This window comes from Priestia sp. HNGD-A6, from assembly GCF_045784335.1.
Taxonomy (GTDB): domain Bacteria; phylum Bacillota; class Bacilli; order Bacillales; family Bacillaceae_H; genus Priestia; species Priestia zanthoxyli.
Genome location: NZ_CP138621.1, coordinates 3,053,661 through 3,075,688 on the forward strand (window position 1 = coordinate 3,053,661; position 22,028 = coordinate 3,075,688).

Here is a 22,028-nt window from a genome sequence, read left to right on the forward strand (position 1 = left end):
TTTATCAAAAAAGCTCCAGGTAGCTTTTTGATCTAGTGTGCATATGTTAATGAAGGGTGCCTATCTATATGGTTGATAAAATGGTAAAATTAATGATAATTAGATAAAATTTGTGAGGTGTATGACAAGTGAAGGCGGGGGGTTGCTTTGGAACAAACGATAAGAAACTTTTTTTTATTGTTATCAAAAAGCAAAAAGTTAACAAAGTTAGCTAAGCGCTATGGTTTACGTTTTGGGGCAGCAAGGTTTGTTGCAGGGGAAACCATCGATGAAGCTGTTAGTGTGATAAAAAAGCTAAATGAACAGGGATTAAAAGTAACGATTGATTATCTCGGAGAGTTTGTGGAAAGTGAAGCTGAAGTCAATAATGCTGTGGCTCAATGCATAAAGGCCATCCATCTTATACACAAAGAAAGGTTAGATTCAGAAATTTCTTTGAAATTAACGTCTATGGGACTTGATATTTCTGAAGATCTGGCGCTTCATCATATGCGTCATATTCTAAATGAAGCGGAAAAATATAGCGTGTTCGTGACGATTGATATGGAAGATTATAAGCGATGCAGCAAGACGATTAAGCTGTTTAAACAATTAAAAAGTGAGTATGACCACGTAGGGACGGTACTTCAGGCATACTTATATCGAACAGAAAGTGACGTTCGCGAATTAGATGCTTATGCTCCTAAATTAAGGTTAGTAAAAGGAGCGTACAAAGAAGCGGCAGACGTGGCTTTTCCTGATAAAGAAGACGTAGACGAAAACTTCAAAAACATAATTGGACTTCATTTATTAAACGGTCACTACACAGCAGTTGCTACTCATGATGAACGAATCATTCAGTATACAAAAGAGTTTGTTAAAAAGCATGGAATTTCAATGAATCAGTTTGAATTCCAGATGCTATACGGTATTCGACCAGAAAGGCAGGTTCAGCTCGTAGCAGAACAATATCAAATGAGAGTGTACGTTCCTTATGGAACGGACTGGTATGGGTACTTTATGAGGCGCCTTGCAGAAAGACCTGCAAATGTCGCATTTGTCTTAAAAGGAATCGTAAAAAAATAACCATGAAATGGTCGTGATGACAGAATAAGAAATAGTCAAAAATCGAACATGATTCGATTACTCATGTTCGATTTTGAGGTTAATGTCCTTGTGTATTATGCTTTGTGTACTGCTGGTTTTGAGATGTCTTTTTGCCGCGTCCGTGCGGTTCATTAACCGGTCCAGCATTTCCTTTAACGCTTGCTGCGCTTACGCCTGCTGAAGATGGATCTTTCTTTAATTTACTCACAAAATCACCTCCTGTGTATTAAGATAACCAAACACATAAAAAATAGTTAGAGATAATATTGTGAATATATTGCGAAAATTTAAAAAATGCTTTATAGTAAAAACAGAGATTAACAGTGACTCTCTTTTTTTACACATAAAATGAATGACCATTCATTCAATATATCAAAGGGGATGTGGGGATAATTATGAACATAAAAAAAGCCGCCGTTTTAGGTTCAGGAGTTATGGGCTCTGGAATTGCAGCTCATTTAGCGAATGTAGGAATTCCAACGCTTTTGCTAGATGTGGTTCCAGCTTCATTAACACCAGACGAGGAAAAAAAACAGCTAACGCTTGAAGATAGGCAAGTCAGAAATCGGTTGAGCACAACTGCTTTAGCTAAATTAACGAAGCAAAAACCGGCACCTTTAACGTCGAAGTCGTCACTATCGTTAATTACGCCGGGAAACCTTGAAGATCATTTACAGCAGTTAAGCGACTGCGATTGGATCATTGAAGTAGTAGTGGAACGCCTTGATATTAAACAGCAGTTGTTTGAAAAAATTGACGGCGTACGAAAAAAAGGAAGTATTGTAAGTTCAAATACTTCAGGAATATCGATCCACGAAATGGCTAAAGGACGCTCAGAAGATTTTAAAGCGCATTTCTTAGGAACGCACTTTTTTAATCCACCTCGTTATTTAAAGTTATTAGAAATTATTCCAACTCATGACACAAAATCAGAAATTGTTGAATATATGAAAACGTTTGGTGAAGATGTATTGGGTAAAGGAGTAGTTATTGCAAAAGATACGCCTAACTTTATCGCCAACCGTATCGGTACGTACGGTTTACTTGTGACCGTTCAAGAAATGTTAAAAGGTAATTACAGCGTGGGAGAAGTTGACTCTGTGACGGGTCCCTTAATTGGAAGACCAAAAAGCGCAACGTTTCGAACGTTAGACGTAGTGGGACTAGACACATTTATTCATGTGGCCAACAATGTGTTTGACAAAGTGGAAGGCAAAGAAAAAGAGGTATTCGACGTGCCTTTATTTATGAAACAAATGCAGGAAAATGGCTGGCTGGGAAGCAAGTCGGGGCAAGGCTTCTTTTTAAAGAAAGGCAAGGAAATTTTAGAACTTGATCCTAATACACTTCAATACGTCGAAAGAAAGAAGTTAAAAACAGCTTCTACCGAATTAAGTAAGCAGGCAAAAGGGCTGCAAAACAAAATGAAAGCGCTTATATATTCTGATGATCGTGCTGGACAGCTTCTTTGGAACATTATCAGCCCCGTTCTTGTGTATGCAGCACAGTTGAAAAATGAAATCGCCGACGATATCGTCGCCATTGATCAAGCTATGAAGTGGGGATTTGGCTGGAAAATGGGTCCTTTTGAGACGTGGGATGCAATTGGTTTAGAAAAATCAATTGAGAAGATGGAGCAGTCTGGCTTAGCCATCCCGCAGTGGGTAAAACAAATGCAGGAAAATGGATTTACAAGCTTTTATAAAGAAATGGAAGGTCAAACGCTTTACTACGAAGAGGATGAGTATAAAGCAGTAAAAGAAAATAAAAAGGTGATCCACCTGTCATCTTTACGCTCTCAAAATAATGTCATTTTAGAAAACAGCGGAGCGAGCTTAATTGATTTAGGAGATGATGTGGCATGCCTGCAGTTTACTTCTCCTAACAATGCGATTGGGCTAGATATTATCAGCTTATTGAATCAGTCTCTTGAAGAAGTGAACAAGAATTATAAGGGGCTGGTCATAGGAAACCAAGGAAAAAATTTCTGCGTTGGCGCTAACTTAGCTATGATTTTGATGGAAGCACAAGATGACAATTATTTTGAAGTTGAGCTTGTCATTAAACAATTTCAACAGGCAATGATGAAGGTGAAATATAACGAAAAGCCGGTTGTTGCAGCTCCATTTGCGATGACTCTTGGAGGCGGAGCAGAAATTTGCTTACCGTCAGCTAAAATCCAAGCTTCTGCTGAAACTTACATGGGCCTTGTAGAAGTAGGAGTCGGGTTAATTCCTGGCGGAGGAGGTAACAAGGAGCTTTATATCAAACAGCTAAATGGTTTACCGAACGGTGTAACGCTCGATCTTCAGCAAATTGCCAATAAAACATTTGAAACAATTGCTACTGCAAAAGTATCTACTTCTGCTGCAGAAGCTAGGCAGCTAAACTTTTTAAACCGCCATGATGCTATCAGTGTAAACGGAGATCACTTGCTGAATGATGCAAAGAACTCAGTCCTTGCTTTACACGACACGGGCTATAAACCGCCTGTAAAAACTAAAGTTCCTGTCGTTGGAGAAACAGGATATGCAACGTTGCTGCTAGGAGCTCAATCCATGAAATATTCAGGATATATATCAGAACATGATTACAAAATTGCTAGTAAGTTAGCATTTGTATTAGCTGGAGGACGCGTAGCGTTTGGTTCCGAAGTGGATGAAGAGTATTTGCTTGATTTAGAGAGAGAAGCATTTTTAAGCCTTGTTGGAGAAGCGAAGTCTCAAGAACGTATGCAGCACATGTTAGTTAAAGGAAAGCCACTGCGCAATTAAGGGGGAGAAAAAATGAGAGAAGCAGTTATTGTAGCAGGTGCTAGGACACCGGTCGGAAAAGCAAAAAAAGGTTCATTGGCAAGTGTTAGACCTGATGATTTGGGAGCTATTGCGGTTAAAGAAACTCTTCGCCGAGCAGGCGGATACGAAGGACCGATTGATGATTTAATTATTGGTTGTGCGATGCCTGAGGCAGAACAAGGTTTGAATATGGCTCGAAATATTGGCGCTCTTGCAGGTTTGCCTTATACGGTGCCAGCAATAACGATTAATCGTTATTGTTCATCAGGTTTGCAAAGTATTGCCTACGGTGCAGAACGAATTATGCTAGGGCAAGCCAAAGCAGTGTTAGCTGGAGGAGCAGAATCAATGAGTTTTGTTCCGATGTTTGGAAACGTAGCGCGTCCGAATGTTCAGCTGGTTGAAAATGCGCCGGAGTATTATATGGGCATGGGACATACAGCAGAACAAGTGGCGATGAAATACGGCATTTCACGTGAAGACCAGGATGCATTTGCCGTACGCAGCCATCAAAAAGCAGCAAAAGCACTTCAAGAAGGGAAGTTTAACGACGAAATTGTTCCCGTAGAAGTGACGCTTCGGAAAATCGATGAAAACAATAAGCTACGTGAACAAAAACTGATGTTCTCTCAAGATGAAGGAGTTCGTCCTGGCACAACTGCGGACGTATTAGGGAAACTTCGTCCAGCCTTTTCGATTAAAGGATCCGTCACAGCTGGAAACTCTTCGCAGACAAGTGACGGAGCTGCATCCGTTTTTCTAATGGATAAAGAACAAGCTGAAGCAGAAGGCTTAAAGCCTTTGCTTAAGTTTCGCTCATTTGCAGTTGGAGGAGTTCCACCTGAAGTAATGGGGATTGGCCCGGTAGCTGCCATCCCTAAAGCTCTTAAACTAGCAGGGCTGGAGCTTTCTGATATCGGATTGTTTGAATTAAATGAAGCATTTGCTTCTCAAGCACTTGGCGTTATTCGTGAATTAAATATTAATGAAGATAAAGTAAATGTAAACGGAGGCGCTATTGCCTTAGGTCATCCATTAGGCTGTACTGGAGCTAAGCTGACTCTTAGCTTAATGCACGAAATGCAGCGTCGAAATGAGCAGTTTGGAATTGTCACCATGTGTATTGGTGGAGGAATGGGAGCTGCTGGTGTATTTGAATTGTTAGCATAATCATTTCAAAGGGGGATATGAACATGTCAAATAAAACAAAACAAATGATTAAAGGTGGAAGTTTTTTAATTGAAGAAGGCGATGCAAGCCGCGTCTACACGCCGGAGGATTATACATCTGAACAAAAGATGATTGCCAAGACGACAGATGAATTTGTAGAAAATGAAGTCCTTCCGCAAGTGGAATATTTAGAAAAGCATGAATTTGACCGTTCTGTAAAGCTATTAAAACAAGCTGGTGAATTAGGCTTGCTTGGTGCAGATGTACCGGAAGAATACGGTGGGCTTGGTTTAGATAAGATTACTTCGGCTTTAATTGCTGAAAAAATGTCTCGAGCAGGCGGATTTTCCATCACTCATGGTGCTCATGTAGGAATTGGGTCATTGCCAATCGTCTTATTTGGAACAGAAGAGCAAAAACAAGCATATTTACCTGCTTTAGCGGTAGGGGAAAAAATAGCGGCTTATGCGCTGACTGAACCGGGTTCTGGTTCGGATGCTCTCGGTGCTCGAACAACAGCTCGCCTTAACGCAGAAGGTACACACTATGTGTTAAATGGAGAAAAGCAGTGGATTACGAATGCTGGATTTGCTGATGTATTCGTGGTGTACGCAAAAATTGACGGCGATAAATTTTCTGCTTTTATCGTTGAGCGCGAATTTCCAGGCGTTTCGGTTGGCCCGGAAGAGAAGAAAATGGGAATCAAAAGCTCATCAACCAGAACGTTGATTCTTGAAGATGCGCTTGTTCCAAAAGAAAACGTGCTAGGTGAAATTGGAAAAGGCCATGTGATTGCCTTTAACATTTTAAATATTGGGCGCTATAAGCTTGGAGTTGGAGCAGTTGGAGCAGGGAAACGTGCGTTAGAAATTACGTCTCAATACGTTAACCAGCGTCAGCAGTTTAAAACGCCAATTGCTAAATTCTCATTAACACAAGAAAAGTTAGCCACAATGGCTTCTAAATTGTATGCAACTGAAAGCTCCGTATATCGTACGGTAGGACTTTTTGAAGACCATATGGGCCAGCTTTCAGAAGAACAGCAAAAAGACGGAAAACAAATTGCTGCTTCTATTGCTGAATATGCTATCGAATGTTCATTAAATAAAGTGTTTGCCACGGAAGCTCTTGACTACATTGTAGATGAAGGCGTGCAGCTTCATGGAGGCTACGGTTTTATGAGCGAGTATGAAATTGAGCGTCTGTATCGCGATTCTCGCATTAATCGTATTTTTGAGGGAACAAATGAGATTAACCGTCTTTTAGTACCAGGCACATATTTACGCAAAGCGTTAAAAGGAGAGCTTCCACTGCTTCAAAAAGCACAAACGCTTCAAGAAGAATTGATGATGCTTATGCCGCAGGAAGTAGGAAATGAGCCGTTAGATCAAGAAAAAATGCTTGTGCAAAACGGGAAGAAAATTGCGCTCTTGCTTTTGGGATTAGCTGCACAAAAGTATGGCAAAGAATTAGAAAAAGAACAAGAAATTCTCGTTAATATTTCTGATATGATTAGTAACGTATATGCAATGGAATCTACTGTTTTACGTACTGAAAAAGCCATTTCCAAAACAGGAGTAGATCAAAACAGCTTAAAATTAAAATACACGCAAGTATTCTGCCAAGAAGCATTTAATCGAATCGAAGCAGATGCAAAAGAAACGTTAATTGGCGTTGAACAAGGTGATACGCTTAGAGTCATGCTTTCGTCTCTTCGCAAATTAACTCGCTATACACCAATCAATGTAATTAGCGTAAAGCGCGAGGTTGCAAAAACGCTTCTAGAAGTAGAGAAATTCACAGTTTAAGGAAAAAGGAGCTCGTTTTGCGAGCTCCTTTTTGTTTAAGAAGCCTCTATCTAGGTAAATGATAAAGGATGTGTTAAAATACGAAAAAAGCTTAAAATAAAGGGTGGTTGACGAAATGTCATTATTTTTTTATTCATATCCAAAGTGCGGTACGTGCCGAAAAGCAAAGAAGTGGCTCGATGATAACGGAGTAGCATATGAAGAAATTCATATTGTAGAAAATCCGCCAACAAAAGAGCAGCTGCAAGCTTACTATCAGAACAGCGGCCTAGAATTAAAAAAATTCTTTAATACAAGCGGTAAAAAATATCGCGAGTTAGGTCTTAAAGATAAAGTAAGCAGTGCGAGTGAAGACGAACTTCTGTCTATTCTTGCGTCAGATGGCATGTTAATTAAGCGTCCGCTGCTAACAGATGGACAAAAAGTAACGCTTGGTTTCAAAGAAGAGCAGTTTGAGGACGTGTGGAAGTAAGTTTTCAAATAGAAAATTTTTACCTTTTACGTTACACTGTTAATAGGAAGTTATTTTAGGTTGTAGAAAGTGTTCTCCACGTTGAAGGCGCTTTTTATATAAACAAATTACGATACATATTTTGGAGGGATTAAGATGAGTACACCAAAAGATTTGCGTTATTCTGAAGAGCATGAATGGGTAAAAACAGAAGGAGACGTTGTCCGCGTAGGTATTACACATTTCGCTCAAGCTGAGCTTGGAGACATCGTATTCGTTGAACTGCCAGAAGTAGGAGCAACAGTAGAAGCTGACGAGCCGTTTGGTAGCGTTGAATCAGTAAAAACAGTTTCTGAGCTTTACGCACCAATTAGCGGTGAAGTTGTAGCAGTAAACGACAACTTAGGCGATAGTCCTGAACTTGTTAATGAATCTCCATACGAAGAAGCATGGATGATTACAATCAAACCATCTGATGCTTCTCAAGTAGACAAGCTGATGACAGCAGAGCAATACGAAGAAATGACAAACGAAGGATAATATTCCTCCATAAATTGTCTTTATGAAAAGTTTTTGACTGGACACTCTATTAGTAAACAAGCTAAAGGAGTGTCTTTTTATGTTTGAAAAACAAAAAATGGACGTTACAGATCGCGTTACAGCTAAATTTCATGACGGCGGTATGAAATTATACGTTGATAAGCAGCCAATTGGTGAAGTTAGCTACGGAACAAGCGGCAATGAATACCGCTTTGAAGAAGGATATTCGCAAGAAAATAATAAGTTCTATCAATACGCGGACGTACAAAAACAAGGTGAAACGCAAAAATATACAGACTGCGATGAAGAAGCAGGATGGTGCTAAACAGTGGCAACTGCCGCTGTTTTTCTTGTTTTATAGGGATAATATGGCCTAAACTGCCTTTTAAAAGAGTTCTTTCTTGCAAATTTCTTTTAAAAAACAGGTGAACTGTGATACATTAACGAATATTGTATAGCATAAAGAAATGATGTTACTATACAACTGACGATTATGGGTGATGAAAATGGGGCTAATTGAAATTGAAAAAGTAATTATTGTCGAAGGAAAGTCAGATAAAAAGCGTATTCAAGATATCATTCGAGAACCAATTGAAATTATTTGTACAAACGGTACGATTAGTTTATCAAAGCTGGATGAAATTATTGACTGTACGTTTAACAAAGAGGTATACATACTCGTTGACTCTGATGATTCAGGGAATAAGCTGAGAAAACAATTTAAACGAGAGCTTCCGGAAGCAGAGCATCTATATATTGATAAAATGTACCGAGAAGTTGCTGCCGCCCCTAGACATCACATAGCAACAGTATTGCTGAGTGCCAATATCGATGTTAATGCAGAATTTTTAACATAAAAGGAATGAGCAACATGCAAGAATGGAGCGAAAAACAGCTGGATGATCAGTTAAAAGAAGGAGAAAGAGCCTTTATCTTTTTCCATACGCCTTTTTGCGGGACATGTCAGCTGGCAAAAAAAATGTTAACCGTGGCAGAAGCGATGCTGCCGGATGTAACCATCGGAATGAGCAATTTAAATTATATGCCTTCAAAAGCAGAATTATTTTCTATTGAAAGCGTACCTTGTTTGATTGAAGTGGAAAATGGTGAAATGGTAAAAAAACTCTACGCGTTTCATTCCATCGAGCACGTACTCGAGGAGCTTCGATAATCAAACGTTTGTTTAAAATGAAGAAGTGGAAAGAGAGCGAACCGTTGGGGCTGTTGAAATCTTGGGATATTATCCCAAGAATAAAATCTGTTGACAGCCTATCTGACACATGCTAAAATCACACTCATGAATGTTCATAAATGAATGAATATTTCCTAAAAACAAAATAATTGTTGCGAACTCTTATCAAGAGAGGTGGAGGGACTGAGCCCTGTGAAACCCGGCAACCGTCAGACTAACTGAAATGGTGCCAATTCCTGCAAAGCTATGCGCTTTGAAAGATGAGAGAAAGGATTAAATATCGAGCCTTTCTGTCATGCGCAGAGAGGCTTTTTTAATGGGGAAAATTGTTTTACGGCTTTTTCATCCTATAGGGCAACCTAACATAATTAAGTTTTTATTAAAGAAGGTGAAGAAATATGATTACATTAACAGACGTTACAAAAATTTATCAGGCCAAAAGCGGTCAAGTAACAGCTGTTGATAATGTGAATCTAACCGTTAACCAAGGTGAAATTTACGGAATTATTGGTTATAGCGGAGCGGGGAAAAGTTCTTTGATTCGCTTGCTAAACGGATTAGAAACACCAACGACAGGAACGGTCGAAGTAGCAGGTAATGATATTGGAAAAATTAAAGGCGGAAAACTCAGAAAAGCTAGACAAGAAATTAGTATGGTATTTCAGCACTTTAATATCTTGTGGTCGCGTACGGTACGAGAAAATATTGCCTTTCCGTTAGAAATAGCAGGGATTTCAAAAGAAAAAAGAATGAAACGAGTGGACGAACTTATTAAGCTAGTCGGGCTTGAAGGGCGTGAAGATGCTTATCCATCACAGCTTAGCGGCGGACAAAAGCAGCGTGTTGGGATTGCTCGAGCGCTAGCGAACAATCCAAAAGTATTGCTTTGTGATGAAGCAACATCAGCGCTTGATCCTCAAACGACAGATTCTATTTTAGATCTGTTAGTAGATATTAATGAGAAGCTAGGGTTAACCATTGTATTGATTACTCATGAAATGCACGTCATTCGTAAAATTTGTCATCGAGTAGCCGTTATGGAAAATGGGGCAGTAGTAGAAGAAGGACAAGTGCTAGAAGTATTCAGAAAACCTAAGCAGCCGATTACAAAACGATTCGTTCAACAGATTTCTGAACCAGAGGAAACGTTTGAAACGATTGAACAAGTAAAAGAGCTGTATCCAAGCGGGCAAATTATTCAGCTGACGTTTGTTGGCGGAAAAGCAGAGCAACCGCTCATTACAACGATTTTAAAACAGTTTGATGTAACGATTAATATTTTGCAAGGAAAGATTTCTCATACACAAACAGGTTCATACGGGACGCTGTTCGTTCATTTAGACGGAGAATTAACAGAAGTTGAAAAAGTCATTGCATACATTCATGAGCAGCAGGTAGAAGTGGAGGTAATGACAAATGCTTGAGAAACTATTTCCAAACGTTATTTTAGATGATTTTATTCAAGCGACAAATGAAACACTATATATGACGGCTATTTCAGTTGTAGCCACATTTGTTCTAGGTATTTTATTGGGCCTGCTTTTATTTTTAACGTCCAAAGGACAGCTTTGGCAAAACAAACCTTTATATGCCATTGTGTCGGCGGTTGTAAATATCTTTCGTTCCATTCCATTCATTATTTTAATTGTTTTACTGATTCCATTTACCAAAGCATTGGTAGGAAGTATTTTAGGCGCTAATGCAGCGTTACCGGCTTTAATTGTTGGAGCAGCACCATTTTATGCGCGTCTTGTAGAAATTGGTCTGCGTGAAATTGATAAAGGTGTTATTGAAGCTGCTAAATCAATGGGAGCCACAACAAGCACTATTATCTTTAAAGTGCTGTTACCTGAATCGCTGCCAGCTTTGATTTCCGGTTTGACAGTAACAACCATTGCGTTAGTAGGCTATACGGCAATGGCGGGTGTGATTGGAGCTGGAGGTCTTGGAAACCTTGCATATTTAGAAGGATTCCAGCGCAGTCATAATGACGTAACGCTAGCCGCTACGATCTTAATTTTGATTATTGTATTTATTATCCAACTTATTGGAGATGCGATTACTGCAAAAATTGATAAAAGATAAAGGGAGGATTATTTATTATGAAAAAATGGCTTTCAGCTTTAGCATTAACATCTGCGCTAGTAGTAGGATTAGCGGCGTGTGGATCTAACAATGGATCAAAAGATGAAAAGAAAATTGTCGTGGGTGCATCTAATACGCCTCATGCTGAAATTTTAGAACAAGCAAAACCTATTTTGGAAAAACAAGGAATTGATTTAGAGATTAAAAAATTCCAAGATTACATCTTACCGAACACAGCTCTTGCAAACAATGAAATTGATGCAAACTACTTCCAGCACGTTCCTTATATGAATTCAGTGCTAAAAGATCATAAAGGTGAAAAAGGGTATGATTTCGTAAGTGCCGGTGCCATTCACATTGAACCAATTGGTATCTACTCTAAAAAATACAAAAGCTTAAAAGATCTTCCGAAAAACGGCACAGTTATTATGCGTGATGCAGTAGCAGAGCAAGGACGTATTTTATCGATTTTTGAAAAAGCTGGCGTGATCAAATTAAAACCAGGCGTAAAGAAAACAGACGCACAAATTAAAGATATTGTAGAAAACCCTAAGAATTTAAAATTTAAAGCCGATGTTGAAGGCGGATTGTTACCTCAAATGTACAAAAACAATGAAGGTGACGCTGTTGTTATCAATGCTAACTATGCTATCGATGCTGGTTTAGATCCAGTAAAAGATCCAATCGCAGTGGAAAGCAAAGAAAATAACCCATATGCAAACATCATTACGGTTCACAAAGGTGACGAAAATAAAGATACAGTGAAAGCTTTAGTAAAAGTTCTTCACTCTAAAGAAATTCAAGACTACATTAAAGAAAAATACAAAGGCGGAGTATTGCCGGTAAATAAATAATAGAAGAAAAGCACTTGCCCACTCTGGGCAAGTGCTTTTTTGTATGCATCAAAACGAATAACTCTTATTTTTCTCACGCATACTAACCGTGAAAACTTTACTGATGATGGGAGCTGACGTTATGCAGCAAGAAGCACGTCATTCAACTGAGCAAGCACTTCATGATTATAAAATGGGTGTTGGGAAATTTAGCGAAAAATTGCCGGAAGTAACAAAAACGTTTAATGCGTTTACTGAAGCATGTTTTGGAGAAGGTTCTCTTTCTAAAAAAGAAAAGCAGTTAATCGCGCTAGGAATCAGCGTAGTAGCTCAAGACGAGTACTGTATGATTTATCATACAAAAGGCTGCATTGATCAAGGTGCAACTGAGCAAGAGATTTTAGAAGCATGCGGAGTATCAGCGGCATTTGGCGGAGGCGCAGCGATGAGTCAGTCCGTTACGCTTGTCCAAGAGTGTGTTTCGGAACTGACTAGCCACACGCACTAAGTAAATAAAGCGGGTAAAAAGCTTGTCTTAGAAGGCTCTATCGAGTCTTTTAAGGCAACTTTTTTATGAGTGGATTTAGTCTTAAAAAACGTACATAATGGTTTAAAACCTTTTGGGTCAAAAGGTTGCTATAAGTTTTCATTTGTTATAAGATTGTAATGAGAATAAAATGAGAATAATTAAAAAGATATAGGTATATCGTTTTTTACTATATACGTCTATAACTGGAGGTTTTAATATGGCAGGGTCAACTTTAACAATTAAAGATCTTCATGTTGCAATTGAAGGTAAAGAAATTTTAAAAGGTGTTAATTTAGAAGTTAAGGGCGGCGAAATCCATGCAATCATGGGACCAAACGGTACTGGTAAATCAACATTATCTTCAGCAATCATGGGACATCCTAAATACGAGGTTACACAAGGAAGCATCACGCTAGACGGCGAAGATGTACTTGAGATGGAAGTAGATGAGCGCGCTCGTGCAGGTCTATTCCTAGCGATGCAATATCCAAGTGAAATCAGCGGGGTAACAAACGCAGACTTCCTACGTTCAGCAATTAATGCTCGTCGTGAAGAAGGCGAAGAAATTTCACTAATGAAATTCATCCGTCAATTAGACAAAAACATGGATTTCTTAGAAATGGATCAAGACATGGCTCAGCGTTACCTAAACGAAGGTTTCTCTGGCGGTGAGAAGAAGCGTAACGAAATTCTTCAATTAATGATGCTTCAACCAGGAATTGCAATTTTAGATGAAATCGACTCTGGTTTAGATATCGATGCGTTAAAAGTTGTATCAAAAGGTATTAATGAACTGCGCGGCAGCGAGTTTGGTTGCTTAATGATCACTCACTACCAACGTTTATTAAACTACATTACACCAGATAAAGTTCACGTTATGATGCAAGGTCGTGTTGTAAAATCAGGCGGACCAGAATTAGCGCAGCGTCTAGAAGCAGAAGGTTATGACTGGATCAAACAAGAATTAGGTATTGAAGACGAAACTGTAGAGCAAGAAGCTTAAGAGTTAGGAGGATCTCTATGACTATTGATACGAAATTACCATTTGATCAAGAGTACATCAGCAGCTTTTCAAAAGAAGCTAATGAACCAAGTTGGCTGCTAGATCTTCGCTTACAAGCTCTTGCGAAAGCAGAAGATCTTGCACTTCCAAAGCCAGATAAAACAAACATTTCGAAATGGAACTTTACTGCTTTTGACAAGCACACTTCACAGGCAAGCACAATCTCATCTGTAGACGAGCTTCCAGAAGTGGTTAAAGCACTAATTGATACAGAAGCGGTTAAGAATCTATATGTTCAGCGTGACCAAACAGCTGCATACTCAACGTTAACAGAAGAGCTAAAATCTCAAGGCGTTATCTTTACAGATATTCAAACAGCTGCTAAAGAGCATAGCGACCTTGTTGAGAAGTACTTCATGAAAGACGGAGTTAAAGTAGATGAGCACCGTTTAACTGCATTAAACGCAGCGTTATTAAACGGGGGTGTATTTGTATACGTTCCTAAAAATGTAGAAGTACAAGAGCCTCTTCAAGCTGTATTTGTCCGTGAAGATGAAGAAGCAGCTTTATTCAACCATGTTATTGTTGTAGCTGAAGACAACAGCTCAGTAACATATGTAGAAAACTACATTGCTACTGCTGAAGAGTCACACGGTGTTGTCAATATCGTGACGGAAGTATTCGCTAACAGCAATGCAAAAGTAACGTTTGGAGCTGTTGACTACTTAGCTAAAGGTACAACTACTTATGTGAATCGCCGCGGCGTAGCGGGCAAAGATGGTCGCATTGAGTGGGCTTTAGGCTTAATGAGTGAAGGAAATACAGTTTCAGAAAATACAACGTATCTAATGGGCGACGGTTCATATGGAGATACAAAAACGGTAACAGTTGGACGTGGAGAGCAGTCTCAAAACTTAACAACAAGTATCGTACACTTCGGAAAACATTCTGAAGGCTACATTTTAAAACACGGCGTTATGAAAGAAAGCGCGTCTTCAATCTTTAACGGTATCGGTAAAATTGAACACGGTGCATCTAAATCAAACGCTGAGCAAGAATCCCGTGTGTTAATGTTAAGTGAAAAAGCACGTGGAGACGCAAACCCAATTCTTCTAATTGATGAAGATGATGTAACAGCAGGACACGCTGCATCTGTTGGGCGCGTAGATCCAATTCAGCTTTACTACTTAATGAGCCGCGGTATTCCGCAAACAGAAGCAGAACGTCTAGTTATTCACGGGTTCTTAGCACCAGTGGTAAACGAGTTGCCAATCGAAACGGTTAAAAAACAATTAACGGATTTAATTGAAAGGAAAGTTCGATAATGAATATCTCTGATATTCGTAAACAATTTCCTATTTTAGACCAAGAGGTAAATGGCAGCCCACTCGTTTATTTAGACAGTGCAGCAACTTCACAAAAGCCGCTTGCTGTAATTGAAGCAATTGAGAAGTATTACAAAGAATATAACTCAAACGTACACCGAGGTGTTCACACGCTTGGTACAAGAGCAACAGACGGATACGAAGGCGCTCGTGAAAAGGTTCGTAAGTTTATTAATGCAAAATCAACGGAAGAGATTATCTTTACGCGCGGTACAACGACAGCTCTTAATACAGTAGCTGCAAGCTATGGCCGTGCGAATCTTAAACCTGGTGATGAAATTGTGATTACTTATATGGAACATCACAGTAACATCATTCCTTGGCAGCAAGTTGCCAAGGAAACAGGTGCAACGTTAAAATATATTTCATTAACAGAAGATCATGCACTTTCACTAGAAGAGGTGAAAAGCACGATTACATCTAACACAAAAATTGTATCGATTATGCAAGTATCTAACGTATTGGGTACAATTAACCCAGTAAAAGAAATTGCAGAAATTGCACACGCTAACGGTGCAGTAATGGTTGTGGATGGTGCGCAAAGTACGCCTCACATGAAGGTGGATGTACAAGATTTAGACTGTGATTTCTTTGCTTTCTCTGGACATAAAATGGGCGGACCGACTGGAATCGGCGCTCTTTATGGAAAGAAAGAGCTTCTTGAAAAAATGGAACCAATCGAGTTTGGCGGCGAAATGATTGACTTCGTAAACTTATACGAATCAACGTGGAAAGAGCTTCCTTGGAAATTTGAAGGAGGTACGCCAATCATTGCAGGTGCAATTGGTTTAGGTGCAGCGATTGATTTCTTAGAAGAAGTTGGTTTAGATAACATTCAAGCACATGAGCACAAGCTAGCGCAATATGCACTGGATCGCTTATCGCAAGTAGATGGAATTACGATTTACGGACCGAAAGAGCGAGCGGGTGTTGTGACGTTTAATATTGAAGATGTGCATCCGCACGACGTTGCAACAGTAGTAGACGCTGATGGAATTGCGATTCGTGCAGGTCATCACTGTGCGCAGCCGCTGATGAAATATTTAAACGTATCGTCTACTGCACGTGCAAGCTTCTATCTGTATAACACGGAAGAAGAAGTAGATAAATTGGTGTCATCATTAATAAAAACGAAGGAGTATTTTACAAATGGCTTTTAATAATTTAGATACTCTCTATCGTCAAGTAATTATGGACCATTATAAAAACCCGCGTAATCGTGGAACATTGAATGAAGATACTGTGAACATTCATATGAATAACCCGACGTGCGGAGACCGCATTGAACTTTCTTTAAAAGTAGAGGACGGCAAAGTGGTGGATGCAAAGTTCGAAGGTGAAGGATGTTCAATTTCAATGTCATCAGCTTCAATGATGACACAAGCAATTAAAGGTCAAGAAGTAGACAAAGCGTTTAAAATGGCCCATATCTTCTCTGACATGATGCAAGGTAAAGAGTATGATGATAGTATAGATTTAGGAGATATTGAAGCACTTCAAGGTGTAGCAAAATTTCCTGCGCGTATTAAATGTGCAACACTAGCGTGGAAAGCGATGGAAAAAGGTCTTAACGAACAAAAATAAGACCTTCATTCATTCCCAATCCTATCAAGTAGGGGGTAATAAAAGATGGCTAAAAAAATGCCAGAAATCGGCGATTATAAATATGGATTTTCCGATAAAGACGTATCAATTTTCCGCTCTAAACGCGGTTTAACAAAAGAAATCGTAGAAGAAATTTCTCGTATGAAAGAGGAACCACAATGGATGCTTGACTTCCGTTTGAAATCTCTAGAGCACTTCTACAACATGCCAATGCCACAGTGGGGCGGAGACATGGCAAGCTTAGACTTTGATGAAATTACGTACTACGTAAAACCATCTGAGAAGTCTGAACGCTCTTGGGATGAAGTTCCTGAAGAAATTAAACAAACGTTTGATAAACTTGGTATTCCTGAAGCAGAGCAAAAATATCTTGCGGGTGTATCAGCTCAGTACGAATCTGAAGTTGTTTATCACAATATGAAAGAAGATCTTGAAGCGCAAGGTATCGTATTTAAAGATACAGATACGGCGCTAAAAGAAAACGAAGATATTTTCCGCGAGCATTTTGGAAAAGTTATCCCGCCAACGGATAACAAATTCTCTGCTCTTAACTCAGCGGTTTGGTCTGGTGGATCATTCATTTACGTACCAAAAGGCGTAAAAGTAGATACACCATTACAAGCTTATTTCCGTATTAACTCTGAAAATATGGGACAGTTTGAGCGTACGTTAATTATTGCTGATGAAGGCTCACACGTCCACTATGTAGAGGGCTGTACAGCACCTGTTTATACAACAAACTCTCTTCACAGTGCCGTTGTAGAAATCATCATCAAAAAAGACGCGTATTGCCGCTATACAACAATTCAAAACTGGGCGAACAACGTATACAACCTTGTAACAAAACGTGCAGTTTGTGAAGCAAACGCAACAATGGAATGGATTGATGGAAACATCGGTTCTAAGTTAACAATGAAATATCCAGCTGTTATCTTAAAAGGCGAAGGCGCACGCGGTATGACATTATCTATTGCCCTCGCTGGTAAAGGACAGCACCAAGATGCTGGTGCAAAAATGATTCACTTAGCACCAAACACATCTTCAACGATCGTATCAAAATCAATTTCAAAACAAGGCGGTAAAGTAACATACCGCGGTATCGTACACTTTGGCCGTAAAGCAGAAGGTGCACGTGCGAACATTGAGTGTGATACGCTAATTATGGATAACCAATCAACTTCTGATACAATTCCGTACAATGAGATTTTAAATGACAACATCTCACTTGAACACGAAGCGAAAGTATCAAAAGTATCTGAAGAACAATTATTCTATCTAATGAGCCGCGGTATTTCTGAAGAAGAAGCGACAGAAATGATTGTAATGGGCTTTATTGAACCATTTACAAAAGAGCTTCCAATGGAATATGCAGTAGAGATGAACCGTCTAATCAAATTTGAAATGGAAGGTTCAATCGGTTAATAATAGATAAAAACTCGTTTGCTGTTTAAGCAAACGAGTTTTTTTGTATCGTTTGTATTAAAATAAAGAAAAGCAATCTAAGAAAATAGAGGAGGAATGGCATGATTTATATTGGAGTTACAGGCTGGGGAGATCATGATTCATTATATGAAGCGGGTGTTTCATCAAGAGACAAGCTTGCCGTATACGCAGGCCATTTTCCAATTGTTGAAGTCGATTCATCTTTTTACGCCATTCAACCTAAGTCAAATGTAGAAAAGTGGATGAATGATACGCCGGAATCTTTTCGTTTTGTGGTAAAAGCCTATCAAGGCATGACGGGGCATATGAGAGAAGGAAATCCGTTTGATAGCAAAGAAGAAATGTTTCATGCATTTTTAGAATCAGTGAAGCCGTACGTAAGTTCAAATAAGCTTGGTATGATTTTATTTCAAATGCCGCCTTGGTTTGACTGTACAAAAGAAAACGTAGCCTATTTGAGGTATAGCCGTGAGAAGTTTGGAGATTTGCCAGTAGCGCTGGAGTTTCGAAATCAATCTTGGTTTAAACCGTTTTTCTATGATAAAACGTTAACGTTTATGGAACAAGAGAAGTGGATTCATGGTATTTGTGATGAACCGCAGGCAGGAGAAGGATCTATTCCCACTGTGATTCATGCTACAGATAAACAGAAAACACTTATACGTTTTCATGGACGAAACGTACACGGTTGGAATAAGCCCGCAGAAGGCAATTGGCGAGCGGTAAGGTTTTTGTATCGCTACAATGAAAAAGAGCTCCTAGAGTGGAAAGAACGTCTTGAAAAGCTGCAAAAACAAACGAAGGACATCTACTTATTATTTAATAATAACTCCGGCGGAGATGCTGTACATAATGCCAAACAGCTCATGAGCTTATTAAATATTGAATATGAGAATTTAGCTCCTAAGCAACTAGATTTTTTTAACGAATTTTAGCACCGAGGTCTATAAAATGTATAAGGATTACTCTAAACGTTAAATAGGTAGAAAAGTATATGTAAAACCTCACTTTTTTCTTTCAAAATCATAAATTGATTAAGAAAGGAGTGAGCTACTATGATTACCTTAGCGCCTATCGTAATTGAAGGTCATACGTTTAATGCAGTTACCGTATTGCTGCCAAAAACAACTTTGTTAACCATTTCATCAGATAAAGGCTACATTATGTGCGGAGCACTAGATGTAGGTCTATTAAATGATAAATTAGCTGATCGTCAAATAATAGCTGGAAGAGCTGTAGGTGTACGTACAATTGAGCAGCTTCTTGAAGCGCCGCTTGAATCTGTAACGCTTGAAGCTGAAAAAAGAGGGATTTTTAAAGGCACAATTGGCAAAGATGCTTTATTGAAAATGCTTTAATATAGTCGAGAATTTAAGATAAAACTTTTTAAAAGAAGCGTGAACCTCCTTATACATGCATACATATAGCTTGTAAGGGGGGATTTTTTTTGGTTAAACTTCGTCGGAAATTAACAAGAAAAGGCCCGCTTCCTTTTCGTTACGTTCTATTGCTCACCTTTCTTTTTTTTATGCTTTCCACAGGGGTAGGATTATGGCTAATTAATAGAGGGATTGAACCAACGTTGATGAAATATGCTGAAGCACAAACAAAAGAGATTGCAACTTTAGTTATTAATAAAGCGGTGAATAAACAGGTACTCGATCAGCTCGACGTAGATGTCATTAAAGTGGAATCTACACCTAACGGTCAAGTAGCCAAAATTGACACAGCGCTTGTGAACCGAGTTAGAGCTCAAACTACGTCATTTGTCCAGGCTAACTTAAAAGAAGCAGAGAAAGGGAATTTAGATGCACTTGAACTTCCAACAGATATTCGTATTGAAAAAAATGAAAAGTTGCGGAATCAAGGAATTGTCTACCAAGTTCCGCTTGGGCAAGCGACTAATAATGCGCTGCTTGGAAATCTGGGTCCGCTAATTCCGGTTAAATTTCATGCTATTGGTGACGTTCAAACAGACGTAGTGCGAAAAATCGAGGAGTATGGAATAAATAATGCGTTTCTTGAAGTATCTATCAAAGTGAAAGTAAACATGCAAATCATTATCCCATTTGCAACTAAAAAAACAACCGTTACGGCTACAATCCCAGTCGGAGGCACCGTTATTCCTGGAAATGTTCCTGACTATTTTAACGGTGGAAACTCGTCTTCTCCGGCGATTGAACTTCCGAAGAAAAATTAACAATATTATATTAACGTGATAAAGTATTATTGAAAAAGCAGGTACGGAAGTTCAAAAAGACTTTCATACCTGCTTTTATTCATTGGTTAATTTGTCTGAATTTTCTATAAAAAATATTTTGACATACTATCTTCTCCCTTCTATAATTTGAGATAGGAAGTTATAGAAAGAATAATCTAAAAATTATAAAAATTATCGTTGATCTGCGATAAAAAGAGAGTAGGGAGAGAACAAGAGGGGGAATTACGGTGGAAAATAGGCCGCAGTGGGGATCAAGAGCAGGGTTTATTTTAGCAGCAGCAGGTTCAGCAATTGGACTAGGGAATATATGGAGGTTTCCAGCTACTGCATATGAAAACGGAGGAGGAGCATTTTTTCTTCCCTATTTATTTGCTTTGTTGACGGCAGGGATTCCTATTTTAATCATGGAGTTTGCTATAGGTCATAAATATAAAGGTTCTTCTCCTTTATCATTAGCGAGACTAAGTCCAAAGGCTGAGTGGCTAGGCTGGTGGCAAGTAGCTATTTCCTTTTTTATTTCAGTTTACTATTCCGTTATTATCGCATGGGCGATGTCGTATTTTATCTTTTCATTTAAGTTAAGCTGGGGAAAGGATACGGAAGCGTTTTTATATGGAGATTACTTAAAGTTAGCTGAAGCACCAGGACAAACAGGAAGCATCGTATTACATGTTTTAATTCCGCTTGTACTTGTATGGATTGTGACGTTAGGTGTGTTATTAAAAGGAATCAAAAAAGGAATTGAAGCGGCAAATAAAATCTTTTTACCAACACTAATTGTTCTATTTTTAATCATTGTCATTCGAGCAGTAACATTGGACGGAGCAATGGAAGGTCTGCACGCTTTTTTTAAACCAAACTGGAGCGCAATTGGAGATGGAAAGGTTTGGATTGCAGCATATGGTCAAATTTTCTTTAGTTTATCTGTTGGTTTTGCTATTATGATCACTTATTCCAGTTACCTTCCAAAAAAATCTGATTTAACTAATAATGCGTTTATTACTGGATTCGGTAATTCCGCTTTTGAATTACTAGCAGGAATCGGTGTGTTTAGCGCACTTGGTTTTATGGCTACTCAGCAAGGTATCCCAATCGATAAGGTGGTTCAGGGAGGCGTAGGACTAGCCTTTGTTGTTTTCCCGCAAATTATTAATGAATTTCCAGCCTTTAAACAGCTGTTTGGCATGTTATTCTTTGCTTCCTTAACATTAGCAGGGTTAACGTCGCTTATTTCAATTATTGAAACATTTGTAGCAGGCATTCAAGATAAATTTACTATCTCACGTACAAAATCCGTATTAATAGGCGGAGGAATCGCTTCAATTTGCTCCCTATTATTTGCAACACAGGGCGGACTTTATTTCTTAGATGTGGTCGATTATTTCATTAATAACTTCGGAGTTGCTTTAGCAGGCTTAGTAGAAGTTGTATTAGTTGCTTGGGTATTTAAAAAGCTGAGCAGCCTTCAGCAGCATGCAAACGAAGTTTCTGATATTCGAATCGGATCATGGTGGAAGATATGTTTAGGAGTAGTTACACCGCTTGTACTTGGGTATATGATGTTTGATAACTTCCGAAAAAATATTTCGGAAAATTACGAGCAGTATGCAACGACTTTTGTAGGTCCTTTTGGTTGGGGCGTGGCAGCTCTGGCTGTTATTTTAGGAATTGCTTTTTCTTTTGCACGATGGAAAGATGGGGCGACTCGTTTGTCAGTTAAAGAGAAGGGGGTTTCTAAATAATGGATGGAAGTTCAATTACAATGATGGTTGTAGGGATGGTCATCATATGGGGCGGCTTGGCCGCGAGTATTACTCATGCTGTGAAAAAAGCAAAAGAAAGTAAACCATCAGGGTAAAAAAACAGGAAGCATTAGCTTCCT

General features: G+C 38.9%; 24 protein-coding genes and 1 riboswitch. Of the genes, 23 read left to right on the plus strand and 1 reads right to left on the minus strand.

Annotated elements, in window-relative coordinates:
• The first annotated feature begins 147 nt into the window (after nt 1-147).
• A complete protein-coding gene (locus SCI76_RS15480) occupies nt 148-1,065 on the plus strand; it encodes a proline dehydrogenase family protein (protein WP_028412084.1) in 918 nt (305 codons plus the stop codon).
• A 79-nt stretch (nt 1,066-1,144) separates the two neighbouring features.
• Here the strand turns inward: SCI76_RS15480 and SCI76_RS15485 are convergent, their stop codons facing one another.
• Nucleotides 1,145-1,294, minus strand: a complete 150-nt coding sequence (locus SCI76_RS15485; RefSeq protein WP_013059660.1) for a YuzL family protein — start codon at nt 1,292-1,294, stop codon at nt 1,145-1,147.
• Between the two features lie 184 nt (nt 1,295-1,478).
• Here SCI76_RS15485 and SCI76_RS15490 point away from each other — a divergent pair, with 184 nt between their 5' ends.
• The 22 genes from SCI76_RS15490 (at nt 1,479) to SCI76_RS15595 (ending at nt 22,004) form a co-directional block, all read left to right on the plus strand.
• On the plus strand, nt 1,479-3,860 hold the full coding sequence (locus tag SCI76_RS15490) for a 3-hydroxyacyl-CoA dehydrogenase/enoyl-CoA hydratase family protein (RefSeq protein ID WP_176344946.1): 2,382 nt from the start codon (nt 1,479-1,481) through the stop codon (nt 3,858-3,860).
• 12 nt (nt 3,861-3,872) lie between these two features.
• Nucleotides 3,873-5,051, plus strand: coding sequence for an acetyl-CoA C-acetyltransferase (locus tag SCI76_RS15495; RefSeq protein ID WP_014457877.1), 1,179 nt, complete (start codon nt 3,873-3,875; stop codon nt 5,049-5,051).
• Between the two features lie 23 nt (nt 5,052-5,074).
• Complete coding sequence (locus SCI76_RS15500; protein WP_033580444.1) at nt 5,075-6,859, plus strand: acyl-CoA dehydrogenase family protein; 1,785 nt, start codon at nt 5,075-5,077, stop codon at nt 6,857-6,859.
• 115 nt (nt 6,860-6,974) lie between these two features.
• A complete protein-coding gene (locus tag SCI76_RS15505) occupies nt 6,975-7,331 on the plus strand; it encodes an arsenate reductase family protein (RefSeq protein WP_028412087.1) in 357 nt (118 codons plus the stop codon).
• A gap of 135 nt (nt 7,332-7,466) precedes the next feature.
• Entirely contained in the window at nt 7,467-7,850 is a 384-nt protein-coding gene (gene gcvH / locus SCI76_RS15510) for a glycine cleavage system protein GcvH (protein WP_014457880.1), read from the plus strand.
• A 79-nt stretch (nt 7,851-7,929) separates the two neighbouring features.
• Nucleotides 7,930-8,175, plus strand: coding sequence for a YusG family protein (locus tag SCI76_RS15515; protein ID WP_014457881.1), 246 nt, complete (start codon nt 7,930-7,932; stop codon nt 8,173-8,175).
• Between the two features lie 181 nt (nt 8,176-8,356).
• A complete protein-coding gene (locus SCI76_RS15520; RefSeq protein ID WP_025752660.1) occupies nt 8,357-8,707 on the plus strand; it encodes a toprim domain-containing protein in 351 nt (116 codons plus the stop codon).
• 14 nt (nt 8,708-8,721) lie between these two features.
• Nucleotides 8,722-9,021, plus strand: coding sequence for a thioredoxin family protein (locus tag SCI76_RS15525; RefSeq protein WP_033580445.1), 300 nt, complete (start codon nt 8,722-8,724; stop codon nt 9,019-9,021).
• A 180-nt stretch (nt 9,022-9,201) separates the two neighbouring features.
• Nucleotides 9,202-9,309, plus strand: a riboswitch (SAM riboswitch).
• Nucleotides 9,310-9,440: 131 nt separating this feature from the next.
• On the plus strand, nt 9,441-10,466 hold the full coding sequence (locus SCI76_RS15530) for a methionine ABC transporter ATP-binding protein (RefSeq protein ID WP_034264210.1): 1,026 nt from the start codon (nt 9,441-9,443) through the stop codon (nt 10,464-10,466).
• Nucleotides 10,459-11,127 carry a methionine ABC transporter permease gene (locus SCI76_RS15535; protein WP_016765829.1) on the plus strand — a complete coding sequence of 223 codons (669 nt, stop codon included), beginning with the start codon at nt 10,459-10,461 and terminating at the stop codon, nt 11,125-11,127. Before SCI76_RS15530 ends, SCI76_RS15535 begins: the two co-directional genes overlap by 8 nt.
• 17 nt (nt 11,128-11,144) lie before the next feature.
• Entirely contained in the window at nt 11,145-11,981 is an 837-nt protein-coding gene (locus SCI76_RS15540; protein ID WP_014457885.1) for a MetQ/NlpA family ABC transporter substrate-binding protein, read from the plus strand.
• A 121-nt stretch (nt 11,982-12,102) separates the two neighbouring features.
• Entirely contained in the window at nt 12,103-12,468 is a 366-nt protein-coding gene (locus tag SCI76_RS15545) for a carboxymuconolactone decarboxylase family protein (protein WP_016765828.1), read from the plus strand.
• Nucleotides 12,469-12,706: 238 nt separating this feature from the next.
• The gene (gene sufC, locus SCI76_RS15550) at nt 12,707-13,492 is read left to right on the plus strand and encodes a Fe-S cluster assembly ATPase SufC (protein WP_013059647.1); all 786 of its coding nucleotides are present in this window, start codon (nt 12,707-12,709) and stop codon (nt 13,490-13,492) included.
• 17 nt (nt 13,493-13,509) lie between these two features.
• Complete coding sequence (gene sufD / locus SCI76_RS15555) at nt 13,510-14,817, plus strand: Fe-S cluster assembly protein SufD (protein ID WP_028412089.1); 1,308 nt, start codon at nt 13,510-13,512, stop codon at nt 14,815-14,817.
• Nucleotides 14,817-16,037 (plus strand): cysteine desulfurase, encoded by a 1,221-nt coding sequence (locus SCI76_RS15560; RefSeq protein WP_013059645.1) that lies wholly within the window; start codon nt 14,817-14,819, stop codon nt 16,035-16,037. Before sufD ends, SCI76_RS15560 begins: the two co-directional genes overlap by 1 nt.
• On the plus strand, nt 16,027-16,461 hold the full coding sequence (sufU, locus tag SCI76_RS15565; protein ID WP_013085338.1) for a Fe-S cluster assembly sulfur transfer protein SufU: 435 nt from the start codon (nt 16,027-16,029) through the stop codon (nt 16,459-16,461). Before SCI76_RS15560 ends, sufU begins: the two co-directional genes overlap by 11 nt.
• A gap of 45 nt (nt 16,462-16,506) precedes the next feature.
• Nucleotides 16,507-17,904, plus strand: a complete 1,398-nt coding sequence (gene sufB / locus SCI76_RS15570; protein ID WP_013059643.1) for a Fe-S cluster assembly protein SufB — start codon at nt 16,507-16,509, stop codon at nt 17,902-17,904.
• Between the two features lie 101 nt (nt 17,905-18,005).
• Nucleotides 18,006-18,860 (plus strand): DUF72 domain-containing protein, encoded by an 855-nt coding sequence (locus SCI76_RS15575; RefSeq protein WP_311265249.1) that lies wholly within the window; start codon nt 18,006-18,008, stop codon nt 18,858-18,860.
• Between the two features lie 120 nt (nt 18,861-18,980).
• The gene (locus tag SCI76_RS15580; RefSeq protein ID WP_013059641.1) at nt 18,981-19,283 is read left to right on the plus strand and encodes a YunC family protein; all 303 of its coding nucleotides are present in this window, start codon (nt 18,981-18,983) and stop codon (nt 19,281-19,283) included.
• A gap of 89 nt (nt 19,284-19,372) precedes the next feature.
• Entirely contained in the window at nt 19,373-20,125 is a 753-nt protein-coding gene (gene yunB, locus SCI76_RS15585) for a sporulation protein YunB (RefSeq protein WP_034264201.1), read from the plus strand.
• 248 nt (nt 20,126-20,373) lie between these two features.
• Nucleotides 20,374-21,888, plus strand: coding sequence for a sodium-dependent transporter (locus SCI76_RS15590; RefSeq protein ID WP_028412627.1), 1,515 nt, complete (start codon nt 20,374-20,376; stop codon nt 21,886-21,888).
• Nucleotides 21,888-22,004, plus strand: coding sequence for a methionine/alanine import family NSS transporter small subunit (locus SCI76_RS15595; RefSeq protein WP_221833766.1), 117 nt, complete (start codon nt 21,888-21,890; stop codon nt 22,002-22,004). Before SCI76_RS15590 ends, SCI76_RS15595 begins: the two co-directional genes overlap by 1 nt.
• Nucleotides 22,005-22,028 lie beyond the last annotated feature (24 nt).